General features: G+C 34.9%; 14 protein-coding genes. 10 read left to right on the forward strand and 4 right to left on the reverse strand.

All coding sequences use genetic code 11. From position 1 onward, the window contains the following. Positions 1 to 172 precede the first annotated feature (172 nt). From QWY99_RS19020 to QWY99_RS19055, 8 genes are read left to right on the forward strand one after another with little or no spacing between them, the layout of a single operon-like run. Positions 173 to 3,334, forward strand: a complete 3,162-nt coding sequence (locus QWY99_RS19020) for a SusC/RagA family TonB-linked outer membrane protein (RefSeq protein WP_290267289.1) — start codon at positions 173 to 175, stop codon at positions 3,332 to 3,334. 38 nt (positions 3,335 to 3,372) lie between these two features. Further along, the gene (locus QWY99_RS19025; RefSeq protein ID WP_290267290.1) at positions 3,373 to 4,902 is read left to right on the forward strand and encodes a SusD/RagB family nutrient-binding outer membrane lipoprotein; all 1,530 of its coding nucleotides are present in this window, start codon (positions 3,373 to 3,375) and stop codon (positions 4,900 to 4,902) included. A 17-nt stretch (positions 4,903 to 4,919) separates the two neighbouring features. Beyond that, positions 4,920 to 6,239, forward strand: a complete 1,320-nt coding sequence (locus QWY99_RS19030) for a GntP family permease (RefSeq protein ID WP_290267291.1) — start codon at positions 4,920 to 4,922, stop codon at positions 6,237 to 6,239. A gap of 5 nt (positions 6,240 to 6,244) precedes the next feature. Continuing rightward, on the forward strand, positions 6,245 to 6,712 hold the full coding sequence (locus QWY99_RS19035; protein WP_290267292.1) for a RidA family protein: 468 nt from the start codon (positions 6,245 to 6,247) through the stop codon (positions 6,710 to 6,712). An 11-nt stretch (positions 6,713 to 6,723) separates the two neighbouring features. Next, a complete protein-coding gene (locus QWY99_RS19040; RefSeq protein ID WP_290267293.1) occupies positions 6,724 to 7,755 on the forward strand; it encodes a sugar kinase in 1,032 nt (343 codons plus the stop codon). Positions 7,756 to 7,773: 18 nt separating this feature from the next. Further along, positions 7,774 to 8,424 carry a bifunctional 4-hydroxy-2-oxoglutarate aldolase/2-dehydro-3-deoxy-phosphogluconate aldolase gene (locus tag QWY99_RS19045; protein ID WP_290267294.1) on the forward strand — a complete coding sequence of 217 codons (651 nt, stop codon included), beginning with the start codon at positions 7,774 to 7,776 and terminating at the stop codon, positions 8,422 to 8,424. Between the two features lie 4 nt (positions 8,425 to 8,428). Beyond that, the gene (locus tag QWY99_RS19050; protein WP_290267295.1) at positions 8,429 to 9,544 is read left to right on the forward strand and encodes a D-TA family PLP-dependent enzyme; all 1,116 of its coding nucleotides are present in this window, start codon (positions 8,429 to 8,431) and stop codon (positions 9,542 to 9,544) included. A 15-nt stretch (positions 9,545 to 9,559) separates the two neighbouring features. After that, on the forward strand, positions 9,560 to 10,630 hold the full coding sequence (locus QWY99_RS19055) for a dipeptidase (protein WP_290267296.1): 1,071 nt from the start codon (positions 9,560 to 9,562) through the stop codon (positions 10,628 to 10,630). On the opposite strand, the gene QWY99_RS19060 is transcribed toward QWY99_RS19055, so the two are convergent. Then, positions 10,627 to 11,400, reverse strand: coding sequence for a DeoR/GlpR family DNA-binding transcription regulator (locus QWY99_RS19060; RefSeq protein ID WP_290267297.1), 774 nt, complete (start codon positions 11,398 to 11,400; stop codon positions 10,627 to 10,629). The two genes, QWY99_RS19055 and QWY99_RS19060, sit on opposite strands and share 4 nt — an antisense overlap. Before the next feature lie 218 nt (positions 11,401 to 11,618). Here QWY99_RS19060 and QWY99_RS19065 point away from each other — a divergent pair, with 218 nt between their 5' ends. After that, positions 11,619 to 13,919, forward strand: a complete 2,301-nt coding sequence (locus QWY99_RS19065) for a family 20 glycosylhydrolase (RefSeq protein WP_290267298.1) — start codon at positions 11,619 to 11,621, stop codon at positions 13,917 to 13,919. A gap of 70 nt (positions 13,920 to 13,989) precedes the next feature. Here the strand turns inward: QWY99_RS19065 and QWY99_RS19070 are convergent, their stop codons facing one another. The 3 genes from QWY99_RS19070 to QWY99_RS19080 all read right to left on the reverse strand — a co-directional run bounded on the left by QWY99_RS19070 (position 13,990) and on the right by QWY99_RS19080 (position 17,505). Continuing rightward, positions 13,990 to 14,736: a succinate dehydrogenase/fumarate reductase iron-sulfur subunit gene (locus QWY99_RS19070; protein WP_290267299.1), complete on the reverse strand. Its 747-nt coding sequence runs from the start codon at positions 14,734 to 14,736 to the stop codon at positions 13,990 to 13,992. 91 nt (positions 14,737 to 14,827) lie between these two features. Further along, positions 14,828 to 16,828, reverse strand: a complete 2,001-nt coding sequence (locus QWY99_RS19075) for a fumarate reductase/succinate dehydrogenase flavoprotein subunit (RefSeq protein ID WP_290267300.1) — start codon at positions 16,826 to 16,828, stop codon at positions 14,828 to 14,830. 11 nt (positions 16,829 to 16,839) lie between these two features. Beyond that, on the reverse strand, positions 16,840 to 17,505 hold the full coding sequence (locus tag QWY99_RS19080; protein ID WP_290267301.1) for a succinate dehydrogenase cytochrome b subunit: 666 nt from the start codon (positions 17,503 to 17,505) through the stop codon (positions 16,840 to 16,842). 319 nt (positions 17,506 to 17,824) lie between these two features. Here QWY99_RS19080 and QWY99_RS19085 point away from each other — a divergent pair, with 319 nt between their 5' ends. After that, entirely contained in the window at positions 17,825 to 19,186 is a 1,362-nt protein-coding gene (locus QWY99_RS19085) for a hydroxymethylglutaryl-CoA synthase family protein (RefSeq protein WP_290267302.1), read from the forward strand. Positions 19,187 to 19,354 lie beyond the last annotated feature (168 nt).

Genomic DNA, 19,354 nt, shown 5'->3' on the forward strand with positions numbered 1-19,354 from the left:
CAGCTCAATAAACATCAGTCTTTTGGGAATAAAAAAACAGTAAATAAAAAAATACTGCAATATTTTTGCATTAATTATGCAAAAATATTGCGACTTGTAAAAATTAATTATTTATATTTGATTGCTAATCAAAAACTAACAAAAACATAAAACCAATGTAAATCAGTTAATTATGAGGAAAAAGTTATTTTACTTAGCAATTATTGGAGAAATATTATTTTCAGTAAATGCGTATGGTTTTGCAATTAAAAAGCAAACCATCGAACAAAGTATTAATCAAATTGAGATCACCGGCAAAGTTATTGGCCTTGATGACGGCTTCCCTATTGCAGGGGCAACCGTATATGCAAAAAACAATACCAAAGTAGCAACAATTACAGATGAAAACGGAAATTTTAAACTAAGTATTCCAGAAAACGAAAACCATATTGTTATTAGTTATATGGGATACGAAACAGCTGAATCAAAAATAAATGGCACTACTCCATTATCCATAAGCCTAAAACCAGCTGAAAACGTTTTAGACCAAGTTGTCGTGACGGCATTAGGAGTAAAAAAAGTAAGCAAATCTATAACATATGCTGTAACTGAGTTAAAAGGATCCGAATTCAACAAAGCCAAAGAAGCAAACATTGCCAACGCATTAGTTGGAAAAATTGCAGGTGTAAATGTAAGCAGTACTGCAACTGGACCAAATGGATCTAGCAGAGTCATAATAAGAGGAAACGGCTCATTAAACGGAAACAACCAACCCATGTATGTTGTAAATGATTTACCTATAGACAACACACAACTCAATTTACCAGGAACCGGCAATCGCGACGGTGCAAGCTCACCAAGAATAAACGTAGATAGAGGAGACGGTACATCCCTCATAAATCCAGATGATATTAAATCGATTACCGTTCTTAAAGGCGGAACGGCAGCTGCTTTATATGGAGCAAATGCAGCAAATGGAGTTATTTTAATACAAACCAAAAGAGGTGGCCCTCAAAAAGGAATCGGAATAGACTACAGCACTTCGTTTACACTGGAGACGATAGCTGTAACACCAGATTGGCAATACGAATATGGATCTGGTGCTAACGGAAAAAAACCACTAACTCAAGCTCAAGCCGTAGATGCTGGGCGTTGGTCATGGGGTGCCAAAATGGATGGAACAGATGTAATCCAATTTGACGGAGTAAAGAGACCATACAGTCCACAAAAAAACAACATAAAAAACTTCTACAGACCAGGAACTACCTTTATAAATTCAATTGCATTAACTGGAGGTGCTGAAAATGCCAGCGGACGTCTTTCCTTTTCAGACATGAACAATGAAAGTATTGTACCTAACTCCGACTTTAATCGCAAGACAATCAATTTAGCCAGTAATGTAAACTTAACTGATTGGTTAAAATTTGATATTGTAACACAATACAATATTGAAAAATCAAACAACAGACCATCAGTATCTGATGCTGAGGCAAATCCTAACTGGGGAACCTACATGATTGCCAACACGGTAGATATTAGAAATTTGGCTCCAGGATACGATGAAAATGGAAAAGAAGTAGCTTGGAATCCTGTTCCTATCGCAACTAATCCCCAATATGTAATTAATAAAATCAAAAACAACGACTCCAAAAACCGTTTCATCGGAATGTTGAATATGAAATTAAATTTTACACCCGATTTATTTTTACAAGGACGAGTAGGACAAGATTATACTAATTATAATTTTTTTGGATACATCCCAAAAACCACTCTAAACAATCCGATTGGATATGCACAAAGTTCAAAAGTAATACTATCCAATATAAACTCTGAAGCAATACTTAATTACACAAAGAAAAAAATCTATAAAGACATCTCTTTAACAGCATTACTAGGAGTAAACTCTCGAACCACATTAAGAGACGAAGTGAGAGCAGAAGGTTCGGGTTTTGTTTTAGACGATTTTTACTCGCTAACAAATTTGACAACAATAAACTATACCTATCCATACGGAAAAACAAGAACTAACTCTGTATACGGCGCTATAGATTTAGATTACAAAAATGTACTTTTCTTAAACTTTACAGGTCGTCAAGATTGGTTCTCTACACTATCAAAAGAAAACAATAGTGTTTTTTATCCTTCTATCGGGACAAGTATAATGCTTTCAGACGTACTAACACTACCTGACTGGGTCTCATTTGCCAAATTAAGAAGCTCTTGGGCACAAGTAGGAGGAGCAACTCCAGATCCATATGCTTTAACCACATCCTACTCTATGCTTCAGGGCGGACATAATGGACAACAGCTACAAGGCCCAACTAACTCAAGAATACCCAATGCCACACTAAGCCCTTTAACCTCAACTACATTTGAGATAGGAACCGATTTAGGTTTTTTAAACAACCGCCTGAATTTTGATTTTGCTTGGTATAATCGTGCTACTACAAATGACATTGTAGAAACAACCATCTCCAATGCATCTGGCGCATCAACTTCGCTATTGAATCTAGGCGAAATGAGAAACAGAGGGGTTGAACTTTTAATTAACGGAAAAATCATAAGATCAGGAAATTTCTCATGGGATATGACTATAAACGGATCCTACAACAAAAACACCGTTGTAGCCCTAACTGACCAATTGAGCTCTATAACAATGGCAACATCTGTAAATGGCTACTCTACTATTACAAACGATGTTAACAGACCTTACAGCATAATAAAAGGATACAAACCACTTAAAGATGCAAATGGAAATACAGTTTACAATGTAAGTGGTAGCTCAGCTACTATTGCAAGAGGCCCGCTAGAAGAATTAGGCCAGGGCGTACACCCTTGGGGAGCAGGAATAAGCAATGAGTTCAAATACAAAGCACTAACATTTAGCTTTCTTATAGACGGTAAATTTGGTGGAAGTCTATATTCTGGAACTGACTTATATGGAACCCGAATGGGATTAACTAAGCTTACTTTAGACGGTCGTGAAAACGGACTACCTATAAAAGGGGTTGACACAAATGGCGCTCCAGTAGACATGGTTATTACACCAGAAAACCTAAGAACTTATTATGATGGACTAAGAAATATATCATCAACCTTTATATATGATGCAAGTTTTATAAAACTAAGACAAATTATCATTGGATACCAATTACCACTAAACCAAATAAAAGGACTTTCAAAAATACAAGGAGCATCGATTTCATTTGTTGCAAGAAACCTATTCATTCTTTATAAAAAAACTCCAAATGTAGACCCTGAATCAGTATTTAGCGCTGGTAATGCTCAAGGTATAGAACAATTTGGAGTGCCAAAAACAAGAAGTTTTGGTTTAAGTATAAATGTTAAAATATAAGCTGATTTTTAATGATGATTTTAAACAAATTAAAAGACATGAAAAAAACACTATCCATATATATATCAGGCATCCTTTTACTTATCATATCCGCCTGCACGAATGATTTTGAAAAAATTAATTCAGATCCAAACTCCGTAAACAAACCCAACCCGAACTTTATCTTTAGTAGATCTCAACTGGAAGGTTTAAATAACAATTATCTTTTCACGGCAATTCTTCAGTGTGGTCAAATGATGCAACATTATTCAAGCTACAAAGAGGCATCAGGCGTTGGGGATAAATACCTTGACAATGAAGTTTACTATTCTACATACTTCTCCCAAGCGTATCCAAATTCAATAAATCAGATAACGATTGTAATAAACACTTTAAAAGACAATCCAAATGATAGCAACAAACTAAATATTGCTAGAATCTGGAGAGCCTATTTATACCATCGTCTTACAGATTTATACGGAGATGTTCCCTACTCAGAAGCTTCAAAAGGAAGCACAGAAAATCTATTTCTACCTAAATATGACAGTCAGGAATTTATATACAAAGACCTTCTGAAAGAACTAGACGAAGCAGCATTAGCATTGGATGCCTCCAAACCTAGTTTTGATAAAGCCGACTTAATTTACAATGGAGATATCGAAAAATGGAAAAAATTCTCTTATTCATTAATGCTTCGCTTAGGAATGAGATTAACCAAAGTCGATCCTGCTCTTTCAAAAAACTGGGTTAACAAAGCCATTACTGGTGGAGTAATTCTTAACACAGCCGACAATGCTATCATGAAATATACTGATGGTCCAAATGATTTTAATCGTAACCCTTCAGCCTTTGATCCAATACGACTTGATTATTCAAGAGGATCTTATGGACAAACAAATAACGAAGGCGGAAAACTTAGCAAAACCTTTATCGACGTATTAAAGTCAACCAACGATCCTAGAATCAGCATATATGCAGGAGTTTGGCAAGGTAGAGTCCAAAATACAAATCCAGAAGTACAGAAAGGCTTTCCAAATGGGCTTAAAACGGCGCCATCACCAATTGAACAAGCCACCTACTCCGAACCAAATCAAAATACGGTTCTGCGGGTTGACTCCCCTCTAATTGTGCTTAGTAACACAGAAACAAATTTATATCTAGCCGAAGCAGCTTTAAGAGGATGGTATACTGGAGAAAGCGATAAAAGCTTATACGAAAAAGCAGTAAAAGCTTCTTTTCTAAACGCTGGAATTTACGGAGTTTCATATTCAATAACAGATACAACACCTTATTTAACCGAAAACCCATATACATCAGGTGGGACATTTGATCAAAAAATGAACCAAATACACACCCAATTTTGGATTGCATTATTTGTTGATGAACAAGAAGTATATTCAAATTGGAGAAGGACTGGCTACCCAGTACTAACTCCTATTAACTTTCCAGGAAATGTTACAAATGGCACAATTCCGAGACGCATCAAATACCCAACTAGCGAATATTCTGTCAATTCAGCTAACTTAGCCGAAGCCATAAAACGCCAAGGTAATGATTCTTTTTTAACAAAAACATGGTGGGATAAATAGTAAAACAAATAAACTAAATGAGCATATTAATTCTTTCGGCCTGCATTATTTTCTTAGTACTGCAAATAACATGGTTTAAAATAAATCCATTTATAGCCTTTATCATAACATCTTTACTAGCAGGCCTCGCGTTAGGCCTGCCACTAACAACACTAACAGGAACAGTTCAAAAAGGATTGGGCGACATGCTCGGATCAATTTCCTTAATCATTATTTTTGGTACCTGCATTGGTAAACTCACCGTTTCTTCTGGCGCCGCATCTGTAATTGCAAAAACTGTCATGCAATGGACAGGCGAAAAATACGTTCGTCTTGGCTTAATGATTACGGGATTCATCGTTGGAATTCCTTTATTCTACAGTGTTGGTTTTATTCTTCTGGTTCCTTTAATATTTTCTGTAGCCAATCAATTCAAACTACCTAAAGTTTACATAGCTATTCCAATGCTTGCATCACTTTCGGTAGCACATGGCTTCTTACCACCTCACCCTTCACCAATGGCGCTGAGCAATATATTAAATGCAGACATAGGCCTTGTTTTAACTTACGGAATCATTGTTTCTATTCCAACTATTCTCATTGCAGGCTTACTATTTTCAAACACACTTAAAAATATAAAGTCAAACGATAAGGACGCCATAGTACCAACCGAAGAACCTATAAATTTAGACACGAAACCTAGTTTTTTTACCAGCATAACATCTTCGCTATTTCCGGTTTTTGGATTAACAATTACTTCAATATTACCATTAATATGGAAAAACGAACAAGTTAGTTTACTATGTCAAACCATAGGTGAACCAAGTATTATTATGCTAATTTCATTACTAATTTGCACCTACACTTTAGGCATCCGCACAGGTAAAAACATGAGAACAATCATGGATGAATATGCAGTCGCTATCAAAGACGTTGCCCTAATAATACTTATAATTGGTGGAGCAGGAAGTTTAAAAGAAATTATGATGGTAAGTGGCGTAAGCCAAACCATTGTTGACTCTTTAATAAAAATAGACATCCACCCTTATTTACTTGCTTGGCTAATCGCTGCATTGATACGAATTTGTGTTGGCTCCGCCACAGCGGCAGGCCTTATGACGGCGGGCGTGTTATTGCCCTTATTACAACTAGAAGGTCTTGACTCAAACTTATTAGTACTTTCAATAGGCGCAGGAAGCCTCATGTGCTCTCACGTAAACGATCCCGCATTCTGGATGTTCAAAGAATACTTTGGAACCAGCATGAAAGACACTATTAGATCATGGACAGTAATGGAATCATTCGTTTCTATCCTTGGAATTATTTTTATTTTTATATTAAACACTTTTATAAACTAACTACAATGAATTTATTACCTCAAGAAAAATTTGAAACGCTCAATCTAACCCTACCCCCGGCTCCGATGCCGCTCGGGATATACAAACCTTTTTTAATAGATGGCAAATACTTATACCTTTCTGGACATGGTCCCGTAAGAGATGACAAATCGTTAATTATAGGCCGTATTGGAGATGACATGGACATTGAAGAAGGAAAGCTTGCTGCGAGACAAGTAGGTTTAACAATGTTATCTACCATTGTCACAAATTTTGGCAGTCTAAATGCAGTAAAAAGAGTTGTAAAAGTACTCGGAATGGTTAATTGTAGCTCTGATTTCTTAAGACATCCTTATGTAATCAATGGCTGTAGCGAGTTATTCTCGGAAGTATGGGGACAAGAAAACGGAATTGGAGTAAGAAGCGCTGTCGGAATGGGTTCATTACCTGATAACATCCCTGTAGAAGTTGAAGCAATTTTTGAATTATATTAAATCTATTTGAAATGAAAACAAAATCTTCAAAAACAAAAATCACAGCATTTGGTGAATTATTATTGCGGATGGGTGTAGCTCATGGCAACCGATTTACTCAAGCCAAAGAAATGCAAGTCCACATAGGCGGTGCCGAAGCAAATGTTTGTGTATTACTGTCACAATTAGGTATAAACACCAATTACGTCACTCGTTTACCTAAGAACGATTTATCGCAACTTGCATTAAACGAACTTCATAAATACAAAGTAGACACTACAGATTGTGTTTATGGAGGAGATAGAATTGGATTATATTTTATTGAATCCGGAAACCAAATAAGACAATCACAAGTGATTTATGACCGAAGCAATTCCGCTTTTGCAACAATTAGTGATAATGAAATTAATTGGGACGAAGTACTAGAAAACACCACCCATTTTCATTGGTCAGGTATTAGCCCTGGTGTTTCTAACCAAGCCCATTTAGCATGCAAAAAAGCAATATTAGCAGCTCATAGCAAAGGCATAATAATTTCTTCCGACTTTAACTATCGTACTAAACTATGGCAATACGGAAAAAAACCTTCGGAGATTATGCCTGAATTACTCTATTACAGCAACATAACCATTGCAGATTTAGATTCAACCGAAATATATTTCGGCATTAAAACAGACAAAAACGATTCAGATTCAGAACGGTTTATAAAAACTTACGAGCAGTTAAAAGAAAAAATGCCATATCTAAATACACTTGCCATGAGTTTCAGAAAATCTGAAGGTCAGACTCATCTGTATTCTGGAATATTATTACATAAAGGAAAGATTTACCAATCAAAGCCGCATCTAATACATCTGGTAACTGATCAATTTGGATCAGGAGACGCGTTCGCAGCAGGACTGTTCTATAGCCTGAAAAATGAATTACCTGGACAAGATTGCATTGATTGGGCAACGGCTTGTGGAGTCATTAAACAGAGTATAACAGGAGATTTTGCTATAACTACTCCCGAAGAAATAAATCATTTTATTAAAAATGGCTCAAGTAACAGAATTAATAGATAATAAAAAAAGAATTATAAAATGTACGATATCTTAAAAAAGCAAGGAGTACTTCCTATGATTACCACACAAATTGGAATTAAAGCTGCCGAAATTATACTAAAATCCGCCTCAGATTCAGGGATTAAAATCATCGAATTTGCAGCACGCTCAACAGATGCAAAAGAAATGTTTGTTAAAATTTTAAATTTTAAAAAAACAAATAATTTAGATATTGAGATAGCTATAGGAACAATTTTAACAGCAAATGATGCCGAAGCGTATCATAAGCTAGGTGCTAATTGCATTGTGTGCCCACATACCGATCCAGAAATCGGGAATTACTGCATTAAAAACAAGCTATACTGGATTCCTGCTGCAGCGACATTAAACGAAATTATTTATGCTAATAAATTAGGCGCCGAAATTGTAAAACTTTTCCCTGCCGATAAAATAGGAGGCCCAAGTTATGTAAAAGCCATAAAAGCACCACTTCCTTATTTAAAATTAATGCCTAGTGGTGGCGTAACATTAGACGAAAACAATTTAAAATCTTGGTTTGATGCAGGGGCTGTTTGCGTTGGAATTGGATCTGATTTATTTCCAAAAGAAATTTTATCTCAATTGGATTATAACAAATCATATGAAATATTTAAAAAATTAATCGCTACCGTCGAGAAATCTAGAAAATAAAGACATGGAAAATAATTGGTGGGAAATAAATCAAAAAACACGTATCGACACTCCTTTTTTAGCACTTTATATCGAACGTGTTCAATACAACATTGAGCATTTAATTAAATCCGTGAAAGGCGATATTCATAAATTAAGGCCACATATAAAAACGCATAAATTAGGTGAAGTGCTCGATTTGTACAAAACATACCAAATAAACAAGGTTAAATGTGCAACTATTGCTGAAGCAGAATTATGCGCAATTCACAATGTTTTAGATATATTACTAGCCTATCAACCCACAGGATTAAAGCAACAACGCTGGATTACTTTGTTGCTAAAATACCCCAATCTTATTTTCTCTACTATCGTTGATAACCTTGAGACTGCAAAAGAATTATCAGAATTAGGCAAAAAAAACAATATAACATTAAACATCTACTTAGATATAAATGCCGGAATGGATAGAACTGGCGTAAATTATAAAAGCAATTGGGATGACTTAATCTATGAAATAATTAATTTATCAAATATTGAACTTCTTGGATTACACATTTACGATGGTCATTTAAAAGGCACAGTTGAACAAAGAACCAAAGAAGCATCGGACACATTTATCCAAATAATCGATAAACTTTCCGCAGTAGAGCAAAAGCTAAGTCAAAAACTAAAGATAGTCGCAGGTGGATCTAATACATTCCCTTTTTATAGTAGTCAAAAAAACATCGAATGTAGTCCAGGTACATTTGTATTCTGGGATATAAATTATCAAACTAATTTATCAGAACAAAAATTCAAAACTGCAGCTGTTTTAATTGGAACAGTAATATCTAAACCCACAGAAAACACTTTATGTATAGATATTGGATATAAATCTGTCGCGTCAGAAAATCCATTAGACAAACGTCTAACTATTTTAAATGATGACAAATTAATTCCAATATCACATTCCGAAGAACATTTAGTATTAGAAAACAAAGGAGACAAACCATACAACATAGGAGACACTATTTACGCTATCCCTTATCACATTTGCCCAACTTGTGCGCTATACGAAACGGTTCAAATAGTTAATTGGCAGCAAGACATTTACGACCAATGGGACGTTCTTGCTCGCAATAGAAAAATAAATATCTAAAACAACAACAACATTATGTTCATATTTGACGCACATCTTGACCTAAGCATGAATGCTATGGAATGGAACAGAGATTTAAGAAATGATGTAGCCACATTACGCCATTTAGAAAAAGGAATGAATGATAAACCAGATAGAGAAAAAGCTACCGTTTCGTTTCCTGACTTAAGAAAAGGAAACATTGGTATTGTTGTAGCTACTCAAATTGCAAGATTTGTTAAACCGGATAGTGAAATTCCAGGATGGAACTCTCCTCAACAAGCTTGGGCACAAACTCAAGCACAAGTGGCATGGTACAAAACAATGGAAGAAGAAGGAGAACTCTTTTCTATTACTGACAAGAAATCCCTTCAAAAACAAATAGAATTATGGAATGATGGTACCCCAAATGATAAAAAACCTATTGGATATATATTAAGCCTAGAAGGTGCCGATTCTATTATTGACATTTCTTACGTTGAAAAGGCATATAATTATGGATTAAGAGCTATTGGACCCGCTCATTATGGCCCAGGACGCTATGCCAACGGCACAGATTCAACTGGAAAGATGGGAGCAAACGGAATTGAATTGCTTAAAGAAATGGAGCGCTTAAATATTATTCTTGATGCAACACATTTATGTGATGATGCCTTTTGGCAAGCATTAGAAAATTATAACGGTCCTATCTGGGCAAGCCATAATAATTGCCGAAGCTTGGTAGATCACAACAGACAATATAGCGATGAACAAATTAAAGCACTTATTAGTAGAGGAGCAATAATAGGAGGCGCCTTAGATGCGTGGATGTTAGTTTCCAACTGGCAAAGAGGCGTTTCCACTCCACTAAACATGCAGTGTAATCTTGAAACCGTTTTTAAACATATGGATCACATATGTCAACTAGCAGGAAATGCAAATCACATTGGTATAGGTTCAGATCTGGATGGGGCATTTGGTACCGAACAAACACCATATGACTTAAACACCATAGCCGATTTACAAAAATTAGTTTTCATTTTTAGAAGCCACGGTTATACAGAGGAAGATTTAAAAAAAATATTCCACCAAAACTGGATAAACTTCTTAATGAAAAATTGGAATTAAACGAAAGTTAAGCTTGGAACTGCCTGCTTATACGATTTAAGTTTTTCATGATCTGGATCTACTTCAGTAATTACAAAATCTACATCGGATAGGCTGGCAATTTTCATCTTTAAAACAGTATCCAGTTTTTCAGATATAGTAAGTATGGCCGTTTTACGAGAAGATTGAATCATTGCTTTTTTAACCTGAACAGTGTCCCAATCAGAGTCAGAAAGACCCCCCTCAATATCTAGTGCATTTACTCCTAAAATTAATAAGTCAACTTTAATACTTTGCAACTGATTATAAACATCACCACTAACACACATTTGACTATAATGTGAAATGCTACCTCCAATCATTATGGCTTTAACGTTTGGCTTATCTAAAAGCTCCACAGCAGACAAAACCGTAACAGTAAAGATCGTAAGATTCAAATCATTAGGAATTAATCGAATAAACTCCCTAATAGTCGTTCCTCCACCAAGTAACAAAACCATTCCATCATGAAGTAAATCAACAGCTTTTTTTGCAATAATCTGCTTAGACTCACCTGCATAAGTTTGTGATACAGACGAATGATGATATGCTTTAGTCATAGCCCCACCTTTCACTTTTATCAATAACGATTCAGACTCCAGTTCGTTTATATCTCTTCGTATAGTATCCTCTGAAACAAACAATCGATTAGAAAGTGTATCGAAACTCACTCGAGTGTGCAAATTAATCTCTTTTAAAATATGAGCTTTTCTTTCTTCCTTGGTAAAATTTACCAATTCATTATCATTCATAAGATTCTTTTTATTGGAACAAAAATAAACAATTAATGCAATAAAATTGCTAACTCAAATAAAAACAAAACAAATAAATAACACAATATTATCACAAACGACACATTATCACATACAACATGCTAAATTCATTTTTTTTCTTGCATTTTTTTTGCAAATAAAAGGAACTTATCCCATTATAACCTTTAAATTTGTTTTTAACCAATCAAAACCCAAACATGAAAAAAACCCTCTTATTCATCCTAATACTATGTTACTCTTTAGGAAATTCCCAAGAATCATTAAACAACACTAACATCATCCCAGCACCCAATTTCTACAAAGAAACTGGTGATAGCATTACCATAAATGGTCAAATTAAAATTGTTTTTAAAAACAACAAATACACACCCAAGGAACTTAAAACGGCTCAACTTTTTGAATCTGTCATAAACAAAAACACTCAAAAAAAGAAAGCTACACTATTGGTTCAATTCACAACAGAACCTGCCTCTGAAAAAACAAACAAAGAAGCTTATAAAATAAGTATTACCCCAAAAGGAATTTTTGTTACTGGTCAAGAACAAGGTTTGTTTTATGCAATACAAAGCTTGCTTCAACTTTTACCAAATAAAGTATTTGATTCTCAGATAAAACTACCAACTCTTGAAATTATAGACCAACCTAGATATCAATATAGAGGCCTCCACCTGGATGTATGTCGCCACTTTTTTTCAACAGAAGTCATAAAAGATTTTATTGCCCAAATGTCCTATTACAAACTAAATAATTTTCATTGGCACTTAACTGATGACCAAGGATGGAGAATTGAAATAAAAAAATACCCAAAGCTCACAGAAATTGGCTCTAAAAGAGCACAAACACTTGTTGGAAATAAATTTGAAAGATTCCCAAGATTTTTTGACAATATTCCATACGGAGGATATTACACACAAGAAGAAATTAAAGAGGTGGTGAAATTTGCCGAAGATCATTTTGTAAACGTTATTCCAGAAATTGAAATGCCAGGACATGCATCAGCCGCTGTTGCTGCTTATCCAAATTTAGCTTGTTTTCCTTCACCAGACTTAAAAGTGATTGAGTCATGGGGCGTTTTTGAAGATGTTTTTTGCGCGGGTAAAGAAGAAACTTTTGTTTTTTTAGAAGATGTTTTAAAAGAAGTGATGGCACTATTTCCAAGCGAATACATTCACATTGGTGGAGATGAATGTCCAAAATCAAGATGGGAAAAATGTCCAAATTGCCAAAAGAGAATAAAAGAATTAGGTCTAAAAAATGAGCACGAACTTCAGAGCTACTTCATAAAACGCATGGAGAAATTCCTTAATGCAAACGGAAGACAAATTTTTGGATGGGACGAAATCCTAGAAGGTGGCCTTGCTCCTAACGCTACAGTTATGTCATGGAGAGGAGAATCTGGAGGAATTGCAGCCGCAAGAGAAAAACACAAAGTAATTATGACACCTGAGGATTATGTTTATTTTGATCACAACCAAGGATATTCACTACAGGAACCACTAACTGTTGGTCGTTTAACAACCGTTCACGAAGTATATAATTACAACCCAACGCCAGTAGACAGTTTAACAATCGAGCAACAAAAATACATTTATGGAGTTCAAGCTAATATTTGGTCCGAATATGTTACAAGTCCTGCTAAGCTAAATTATATGCTCTACCCAAGATTATTCCCATTTGCAGAAATTGCTTGGACAGAAACTAAGAATAAAAATTATTCAAATTTAATGCTAAAGAGATTGCCGCATCATATAGAAAAATTAGAATCTCAAAAAAGGCTGTACAAAGTTCCTACACCATTTGGAATTCAAGATACTACTGTTATTGCATCAAAATACATATTAGAAATGCAACCAACAGTCAAAAACGGACAGATTTTCTATACTATAGATGGCTATAATCCTGATGAAACTAGCAGTAACTACACAAAACCAGTAACAGTTTATATTCCAAAAGGAGAATTCAGAAATGTAAAAGTGGTACAAATAAGTCCTAGCGGCAGAAGAAGTTCAATCACTACTATCTCCATTAAAAACTCCGAAACACAACCTGCATTGACTATTAAGCCAACAAAAAATGGCTTGAAATATTCCTACACAAACAAACTTGTACAACAAACACTAGAACTAGACACTATTAAATTTGCAAAATCTGGAATACATCAAGGTGTAATCGAAATGAAGAAATACAAGTCTAAGGAAAATCTCTACATGGGCTTAAAGTTTGAAGGCTACATCTACATTCCTGAAACTGCTCAATATGAATTTTCTACAATTGTAGATGATGGTGCCAAATTATTTATCGACAACCAACTCATTGTTGATAACGACGGAAGACACTGGATCAATGAAGCTTTTGGAGCAGCAAAACTTGAAAAAGGCTTTCATAAAATAAACATCAGCTATTTTGATGCTGCAGGAAGTTCAACTTTACAATGCTTTATCCGCCAAGAAGGGAAAGAAAAGCAAGAAATAAATGCTTCTCAATTATATTACGAATAAGAATCAAAACAAAAAACGCATTCACCAAAGTGAATGCGTTTTTTATAACTAAATTGAATTTTATTTCAGATTATCCTTTTAGACTTGCTGCTAAATACTCACGATTCATACGTGCAATATTTTCAAGAGAAATTCCTTTAGGACATTCTACTTCGCAAGCTCCAGTATTGGTACAGTTACCAAAACCTTCAAGATCCATTTGGTGAACCATGTTTAAAACACGATCCGTAGCTTCTACACGTCCTTGTGGCAATAAAGCATACTGAGACACTTTAGCCGAAACGAATAACATAGCCGATGAGTTTTTACAAGTTGCAACACAAGCTCCACAACCAATACATGTAGCAGCATCAAAAGCTGTATCTGCATCATGTTTGTTAATCGGAATTGTATTAGCATCAATTGTATTACCTGAAGTATTTACAGAGATAAATCCTCCTGCATGTTGAATTCTATCAAAAGAAGTTCTATCAACAACTAAATCTTTAATTACTGGGAAAGCTTTTGCTCTAAATGGCTCGATAAAAATCGTATCTCCATCTTTAAACATACGCATGTGCAATTGACAAGTTGTTACACCTCTATCTGGTCCATGCGCCTCTCCGTTAATAAATAATGAACACATACCGCAAATTCCTTCGCGACAATCGTGGTCAAATGCAACTGGCTCGTCTCCTTTATTTATTAATTGCTCGTTAAGAACATCTAACATTTCAAGGAAAGACATATCTGGTTCAATACCGTCGATTGGGTAATCTACGATTCCACCTTTATCTTCAGCGTTTTTCTGACGCCATATTTTTAATGTAAGTTTCATACTTTTTAGTTTGAAAGTCATAAAGTCGAAAGTCGAAAGTCATTTAACATTTAGTCATTTAACCTCGGTTCTTTTGCCTTTTAACTAATTGCTATTTATAACTACGAGTTACCAATTTAATATTATCGAAAATTAATTCTTCTTTGTGTAATACTGCGTCGCTAGGTTTTCCTTTGTACTCCCAAGCTGCAACGTATGCAAAGTTTTCATCATCTCTTTGTGCTTCTCCATCCTCAGATTGGTATTCTTCACGGAAGTGACCTCCACAAGATTCATTTCTGTGTAAAGCATCTTTCGCAAACAACTCTCCTAATTCTAAGAAATCGGCAACACGAGTCGCTTTTTCTAATTCTTGATTAAACTCATTTGCTTTTCCTGGTACTTTTACATCTCTGTAAAACTCTTCACGTAAAGCAGCAATTTCTACAATAGCTTCATTTAATCCTTTAGCATTACGAGCCATACCAACTTTATCCCACATAATCTTCCCTAATTTCTTATGGAAATGGTCAACAGAATGTGTACCGTTATTGTTAAGGAATTTTTCGATTTGGTCTGTTACATTTTTCTCTGCTTCTACGAATTCTGGTAAATCTGTAGAAATAGGTCCCATTTTAATATCTGGTGATAAATAATCTCCGATAGTATATGGCAATACAAAATAACCATCAGCTAAACCTTGCATTAATGCAGAAGCTCCCAATCTGTTTGCTCCGTGATCAGAGAAATTAGACTCTCCAATAGAGAAACAACCAGGAATTGTAGTCATTAAATTATAATCAACCCAAGTTCCACCCATTGTGTAGTGAACCGCAGGATAAATCATCATTGGTGTTACATATGGATTTTCGTCAACGATTTTTAAATACATTTGGAATAAGTTCCCGTATTTATTTTCAACCACTTCAGTTCCTAATTTAATAACTAGGTTCTTATCATTAGCATCTAAACCTTTAATATAAGCTTGTTCTTTACCGTAACGTTGTATCGCTGCAGCAAAGTCAAGGTAAACTGCTTCACCTGTTTTATTTACTCCAAAACCTGCATCACAACGCTCTTTAGCAGCACGAGATGCAACGTCACGAGGAACTAAATTTCCAAATGAAGGATATCTTCTTTCTAAGTAATAATCTCTTTCTTCTTCAGATAAATCTGTTGGTTTTTTCTTTCCTTCACGGATAGCTTTTGCATCTTCCAATGATTTTGGTACCCAAATACGACCATCATTACGTAAAGATTCAGACATCAAAGTCAATTTTGACTGGTGATCTCCTGAAACTGGAATACATGTTGGGTGAATTTGTGTGTAACAAGGATTTGCAAAAAACGCTCCTTTTTTGTGGATTTTCCAAGCAGCAGTTGCGTTACTTCCCATCGCATTTGTCGATAAGAAAAATACGTTTCCATATCCACCTGAACCAATAACAACAGCATGAGCTGAGTGTCTTTCGATTTCTCCTGTAATCAAGTTACGAGCAATAATACCTCTTGCTTTTCCGTTTACGATAACTAAATCTAGCATTTCGTGACGGTTATACATTTTGATTTTTCCACGACCGATTTGACGGTTCATTGCAGAATATGCTCCTAACAATAATTGTTGTCCGGTTTGTCCTTTTGCATAAAAAGTTCTAGAAACTAATGTACCTCCAAAAGAACGGTTATCTAATAAACCACCGTATTCACGTGCCAATGGAACTCCTTGAGCCACACATTGGTCAATAATATTAGTTGAAACTTCGGCAAGACGGTGTACGTTTGCTTCACGCGCACGGTAGTCACCCCCTTTTACTGTATCATAAAACAAACGGAAAACTGAATCTCCATCTCCTTGATAGTTTTTTGCTGCATTAATTCCCCCTTGTGCTGCAATTGAGTGCGCACGACGTGGTGAATCCTGAAAACAAAATGCTTTTACGTTATACCCTAATTCAGCAAGAGTTGCCGCAGCAGAACCTCCAGCTAAACCTGTTCCAACAACGATAACATCTAAGTTACGTTTGTTAGCTGGGTTTACTAAATTAATATGATCTTTATAATCTGTCCATTTGTCCGAAATTGGGCCGTGTGGAATTTTTGAATCTAATGCCATTATAATTTATATTAATTATTGAAATGATGAAATAATGCGATTATCACGAAAAGGGCAGGAACTACTACCGCAAATCCATAACCGAATCTACTTAAAGATCTTGAGTACTTGTTGTTCATCCCCATTGACTGAAGAGAAGAACTGAATCCATGCCAAAGGTGAAAACCTAACAACACAAATGAAATACAGTACAATCCTGTACGAATTGGATCAACAAATTTATGAACTAATTCTCCATAATACCTTGTAGCATCTGGTGCTGTACCTGCTATATACTTATAAGTAACTTCAGGAAACCAAAAATCATAAAAATGTAATACTAAAAATGCTAAAATAACTGCTCCAGAAATAATCATATTTCTAGATGTCCAAGAAGCATTAGCAGCTCCATTGTATTTTGCATAACCAATTGGTCTTGCTGCGCTGTTCTGAAGTGTCAATACAAATCCCATAACGAAATGAAAAATTACACCGATTGCCAAAACAGGTTGCATTACATATTGAATCAGCGGATTGTATCCCATAAAGTGAGAAGCCTCATTAAAGACATCTACACTTATAATAGAAATAAAATTTAAGGAAACATGCAGCGCTAAAAACGTGATTAAGAATATTCCCGAAAGAGCCATAGCAACTTTCTTTAAGATGGAAGCATTCAATAGTGCAGATTGTGCCATAATAGTTTAAGTAGTTTGTTTTAAAAAATTATACAAAAATAACTTAAATACTAATGAACTACAACCATTTCGTCGTTATTTATAATCATTTTAAAGAGTTTTCGCAGACTTCTTTGCAATTAATTTAAAAACAACAAAATAAGATTCCCAAAAATTATAGCATCTATAATTCTTGCTTTTTGTATAATTACCAAATTGTTATTTTTTATGCCTATTTTTTTTGTTTTCCTCAAAAGTGCCCAAACGCTAAATTTTATCTATTTAAAACATCCAAAATCTGACCGCTTAATTTTACCTTTATAGCCTCAAAAAAACCAGAATGAAAACAGGAATTGACGCTATATCTTTTGATGTAGCCAACATACATTTGCCCATAAAAACTTTGGCAACTGCTAGAAATATTGAACCCGAAAAATTAGAAAAAGGCTTGGGTTTAATAAAAATGACTCTCCCAGATACTTATCAAGATACCGTAGTTTTTGGTGCAAATGCTCTAACTAAACTAATTACTGAGAATCAAATAAACCTAAATGAAATAAGCCGAATTTACGTTGGAACCGAAAGCGCAATTGATAGCTCTAAACCTATTAGTTCGTTTTTAATTGCTCTAATGGAACAAAAATTTGGTGAGGATATTTTATCAGAATGTGACGTAGTCGATTTTACCTTTGCTTGCATAGGTGGTGTCGATGCTTTGCAAAATTGCGTTGATTTCATTAAACTAAATCCAACAAAAAAAGCAATTGTGGTTACGACCGATTTTGCCAAATACGATTTAAATTCAACTGGAGAATACACACAAGGCGCTGGAGCATTGGCTATGCTAGTCACTTCAAACCCTAGAATTATTGCTTTTGACGAAAATTGGGCTACAAGCACAAAAGGGGTTTTTGACTTTTTCAAACCTTATAGAAGTATTTCTAAAGAAGCAATCACTCTAAACGAAAACAATAATCCGTGGTTTGATAACTTAGAATCTGAGATAGAAATTCATAAAGACCAACCTGTTTTTGATGGTCAATACTCTAACCAATGTTATATGGATCGTACGCGAGCTGCTTACTTTTCATTCAAAAAACTAAAGAATACTACAGCTACTTTATACAATACTTGGAACAGCATTATTATGCACCTACCCTATTCTTTTCAAGGTAGAAGAATGCTTTCTGAAATCTATGCTTTGGATAGTACAGAAAAAATTATTGCAGAAAATATTGAACCAGCCGATTATCAAAATAAGATTAAAGAAGTTGGAAAATCTGATGCATACAAAACTTTTATCACCGAGAAATTACAACCTGCAGAATTAGCTTCTTCTTTAATTGGAAACCTTTACACAGGATCTATTTTCATGGGGTTACTATCGACTTTAGCTCATTTTTATGATACTAAAAAAGATATTTCTGGAACAAAATTTGGATTTCTAGCCTACGGAAGCGGATCAAAATCGAAAGTTTTTGAAGGAACAATTCAACCCGAATGGCAATCGACTTTAAGCCAAGTTAAACTTTTTGAAAACCTTAGCGAAAGTGTAGAAATTGATTTTGAGACTTACGAAAGACTTCACAAAAAAGAACAAAAACAAAGCGTTCGAACTCCAAAAAACGAATGGGTTTTAGACCGAATTGAAAAGGAAAATCCTGTTTTAATTGGTGCGCGTTATTATAAATGGATTGATTAAATTATACAAAAACCGAGGTTTAATTATAAACTTCGGTTTTTTTATTAAAACGGAATATTTGTTACGGGTACGGATTTCAAATCCACGCAATATTGTCTTTCCGAGGAACGAAGAATCTTTCTTAGTAACTCCACAAAGATTATGGAATTTCTTATGGAGATTTCTCCT

It is taken from the genome of Flavobacterium branchiarum (genome assembly GCF_030409845.1).
Classification (GTDB): Bacteria; Bacteroidota; Bacteroidia; order Flavobacteriales; family Flavobacteriaceae; genus Flavobacterium; species Flavobacterium branchiarum.

Excerpts from the sequence above, each read along its gene's own strand:
- QWY99_RS19060 (WP_290267297.1), bottom strand. The coding sequence starts at position 11,400 with ATGAATGATAATGAATTGGTAAATTTTACCAAGGAAGAAAGAAAAGCT.
- QWY99_RS19025 (WP_290267290.1), top strand. The coding sequence starts at position 3,373 with ATGAAAAAAACACTATCCATATATATATCAGGCATCCTTTTACTTATC.
- QWY99_RS19020 (WP_290267289.1), top strand. The coding sequence starts at position 173 with ATGAGGAAAAAGTTATTTTACTTAGCAATTATTGGAGAAATATTATTT.
- QWY99_RS19055 (WP_290267296.1), top strand. The coding sequence starts at position 9,560 with ATGTTCATATTTGACGCACATCTTGACCTAAGCATGAATGCTATGGAA.
- QWY99_RS19030 (WP_290267291.1), top strand. The coding sequence starts at position 4,920 with ATGAGCATATTAATTCTTTCGGCCTGCATTATTTTCTTAGTACTGCAA.
- QWY99_RS19085 (WP_290267302.1), top strand. The coding sequence starts at position 17,825 with ATGAAAACAGGAATTGACGCTATATCTTTTGATGTAGCCAACATACAT.
- QWY99_RS19065 (WP_290267298.1), top strand. The coding sequence starts at position 11,619 with ATGAAAAAAACCCTCTTATTCATCCTAATACTATGTTACTCTTTAGGA.
- QWY99_RS19070 (WP_290267299.1), bottom strand. The coding sequence starts at position 14,736 with ATGAAACTTACATTAAAAATATGGCGTCAGAAAAACGCTGAAGATAAA.
- QWY99_RS19045 (WP_290267294.1), top strand. The coding sequence starts at position 7,774 with ATGTACGATATCTTAAAAAAGCAAGGAGTACTTCCTATGATTACCACA.
- QWY99_RS19080 (WP_290267301.1), bottom strand. The coding sequence starts at position 17,505 with ATGGCACAATCTGCACTATTGAATGCTTCCATCTTAAAGAAAGTTGCT.
- QWY99_RS19035 (WP_290267292.1), top strand. The coding sequence starts at position 6,245 with ATGAATTTATTACCTCAAGAAAAATTTGAAACGCTCAATCTAACCCTA.
- QWY99_RS19050 (WP_290267295.1), top strand. The coding sequence starts at position 8,429 with ATGGAAAATAATTGGTGGGAAATAAATCAAAAAACACGTATCGACACT.
- QWY99_RS19040 (WP_290267293.1), top strand. The coding sequence starts at position 6,724 with ATGAAAACAAAATCTTCAAAAACAAAAATCACAGCATTTGGTGAATTA.
- QWY99_RS19075 (WP_290267300.1), bottom strand. The coding sequence starts at position 16,828 with ATGGCATTAGATTCAAAAATTCCACACGGCCCAATTTCGGACAAATGG.